The organism is Deinococcus sp., assembly GCF_030523985.1.
Classification (GTDB): Bacteria; Deinococcota; Deinococci; order Deinococcales; family Deinococcaceae; genus Deinococcus.
The window spans coordinates 1-2629 of sequence record NZ_JAUNHK010000185.1 but is presented as its reverse complement, the minus strand read 5'-3'; the positions used below and the strand labels follow the sequence as shown (position 1 = coordinate 2629).

Here is a 2629-nt window from a genome sequence, read left to right as displayed (position 1 = left end):
CCATCACGCACTGAATGGCCTCGTTGAGCATCGGCATCAGAATGCGGTTGCTGACGAAGCCGGGGAAATCGTTGCAGGTCAGCGGCGTCTTGCCCATCTTTTCCGCCGTTTCGGTCACGATGCGGGCGGTTTCGTCGCTGGTCTGGTACCCGCGAATGATTTCCACCAATTGCATCAGCGGCACCGGGTTCATGAAGTGCATCCCGATAAACTTTTCCGGGCGGCCCGACGCCGAGGCCAGCGCCGTAATCGGGATGGAGCTGGTGTTGCTTGCCAGAATCCCTTCCGGCTTCACGATTTGGCCGAGCTGCTTGAACAGGTCGTTCTTGACCTGTTGGTTTTCCACGATGGCTTCGACCACCAGGTCGCAGTCGGCAAAGTCCTGCAAGTCGGTGGTGAATTTCATGCGACCCAGCACGGTTTCGGGCGTATCGGTGAGTTTGCCCTTCTCGTGCAGCTTGCCCACGCTCTTTTCGATGACGCCCCGGCCTCTGTCCAGAAATTCCTGCTTCTGGTCGTGAACCACCACGTCAAAGCCACTTTGCGCCGCCACTTGCGCGATGCCACCGCCCATCTGTCCTGCTCCGATGACTCCGAATTTCATGATTGTCGCTCCTTTTGGTCGCCCTCAGGTAGAAAGGTCTAAGGGGTATGTTCGACAAAATCCCAGATTTGTGCGGCCAATTCTTCGGGTTCAGTGCTGCCGATAAGCAGGCGCGACCCGTTGAGAAGTTGAATTTCTACAACTGCTCCAGTTTGTCTGAGCGAGTACAGCCACCCGTCGGGGAGGAGGCGCAGGCCGACGCCAAAGGCTGAAGGTGATGGAACAACGCGGACACTTGCGATGTCATCCCGCGAAAGGCGTCGGCTGAAAAAGCCTGCGCCCAGGCTGATGCGGAGTGCGTCGCCCCTGCTTTTTATGCTCAGGCGGCTCATCGTCAGGGCCAACAGTCCAAGCATCAGAAGCGTCACGCTTATTCCGGTGACCTGCTCAGGAGAAGCTTGCCCCAGCGCCATACCGCCGCAAAGTAAGGTCAATACTGCGGCGTAAGCCCACACCACGTCGTTTCGGCGTTCGATATGTTGCATCGCCCCCTCCCCCAGCTTGCCCCATTTCGTCTTATTTCAATCACTCCACTAGCGGCACACCTTCCAGCTCAATCGTCTTGCCGCGTTTCACTGGATTGAAAGCGACATACCTGTATTCACTACACCCATTCAGCACGAAGGGGTCTTCCTTGAAGATGTCGCGGAGCTGCTGTTCACTCTCGGCCTGGGCCAGCAGCACGCCGCCCGTGCCGTCTGCCTTGCGCCCGGACGTGATGAACACGCCGCTGGTGTAATGCTGGTCGAGCCAAGCGCGGTGCAGGGGCGTAATCGCCGCGAGTTCGTCGCCGCTTTTCAGGTAGGTGCTTTCGATAAACCAGAGGGTCGGAAGTTGACTCATGTGTTTAGCCTAACCCCTTTACTGGAGGCGCCGCACGGCCAAAGCCAGCCCGTTGCCGCCGCCCATGCACAGGGTCGCCACGCCCAGCTCCTTGTCCTGCTGCTTGAGTGCGGAGAGCAGCGTGACCAGAATCCGCGCGCCACTCGCGCCGATGGGATGCCCCAGCGCCACCGCGCCGCCGTTCACGTTCACACGCCCTTCGTCCAGGCCCAGTTCGCGGGCCACGGCGAGGCTCTGCACGCTGAAGGCTTCGTTCAGTTCCCAGAGGTCAACGTCGCCTGCTGCGATGTTCATTTTCTTGAGCAGCTTTTGCGTGGCGGGCACGGGCGTCATCATCACCCACTCGGGCGCGAGACCGCCCGTCGCGTAGTCCACGATTTCGGCCAGGGGCCCCAGGCCGTGTGCCTGCGCGAGTTCTTCACTGACCACCATCAGCGAGGCGGCACCGTCGTTCAGGCCAGGAGCGTTTCCAGCGGTGACGCTGCCGTCCTTCTTGAAGGCGGGCTTCAGCTTGCCCAGCGTTTCCTCGGAGGTGTCACTGCGGGGGCCTTCGTCGGTGTCTACCACCACGTCACCCTTGCGGCCTTTCACGGTCACGGGCACGATTTCGTCTTTGAATCGGCCCCCTTGCTGCGCGGCGATGGCTTTCTGGTGGCTGCCCGTCGCGTACTTGTCCTGCTCCTCGCGCCCGATGCTGTATTTCTCGGCCACCCGCTCCCCGGTCAGGCCCATGCCCTCGTCGTTGATGGAACACCACAGGCCGTCGTGCGTGTTGGCGTCCAGCACCTGCGCGTGGCCCAGGCGGTAGCCCTTGCGGGCCTGGGGGAGCAGGTGAGGTGCGTTGCTCATGGATTCCATGCCGCCCGCCAGCACCGCCTGCTGGTCGCCTGCGCGGATGCTCTGGGCTGCCAGAATCACCGCTTTGAGGCCGCTGCCGCACACTTTGTTGATGGTCAGTGCGCCGACTTCGTTGCTCAAGCCCGCCCGGAGAGCCGCCTGCCGCGCCGGGTTTTGCCCGCAGCCCGCCTGCACGACCTGCCCCATGATGACTTCTTCCACCAGTTCGGCACTCAGCCCGCTGCGTTTCAGGGTTTCGCGCAGGGTGATCGCGCCCAGTTCCACGGCGGGAACGTCTGCCAGAGCGCCCAGAAACTTGCCTGTCGGCGTGCGTGAGGCCGCCAC

General features: G+C 61.8%; 4 protein-coding genes. All 4 read right to left on the bottom strand.

From position 1 onward, the window contains the following. Positions 1-604: 3-hydroxyacyl-CoA dehydrogenase family protein (locus Q4C89_RS14720; RefSeq protein ID WP_303103373.1), on the bottom strand; the 604-nt coding region annotated here is incomplete at its 3' end. 38 nt (positions 605-642) lie between these two features. After that, on the bottom strand, positions 643-1089 hold the full coding sequence (locus Q4C89_RS14715; RefSeq protein ID WP_303103372.1) for a hypothetical protein: 447 nt from the start codon (positions 1087-1089) through the stop codon (positions 643-645). A gap of 40 nt (positions 1090-1129) precedes the next feature. Continuing rightward, positions 1130-1447, bottom strand: coding sequence for a YciI family protein (locus Q4C89_RS14710; RefSeq protein ID WP_303103371.1), 318 nt, complete (start codon positions 1445-1447; stop codon positions 1130-1132). An 18-nt stretch (positions 1448-1465) separates the two neighbouring features. Then, on the bottom strand, positions 1466-2629 hold a 1164-nt coding region (locus tag Q4C89_RS14705; RefSeq protein ID WP_303103370.1), incomplete at its 5' end, for a thiolase family protein.

Excerpts from the sequence above, each read along its gene's own strand:
- Q4C89_RS14715 (WP_303103372.1), bottom strand. The coding sequence starts at position 1,089 with ATGCAACATATCGAACGCCGAAACGACGTGGTGTGGGCTTACGCCGCA.
- Q4C89_RS14710 (WP_303103371.1), bottom strand. The coding sequence starts at position 1,447 with ATGAGTCAACTTCCGACCCTCTGGTTTATCGAAAGCACCTACCTGAAA.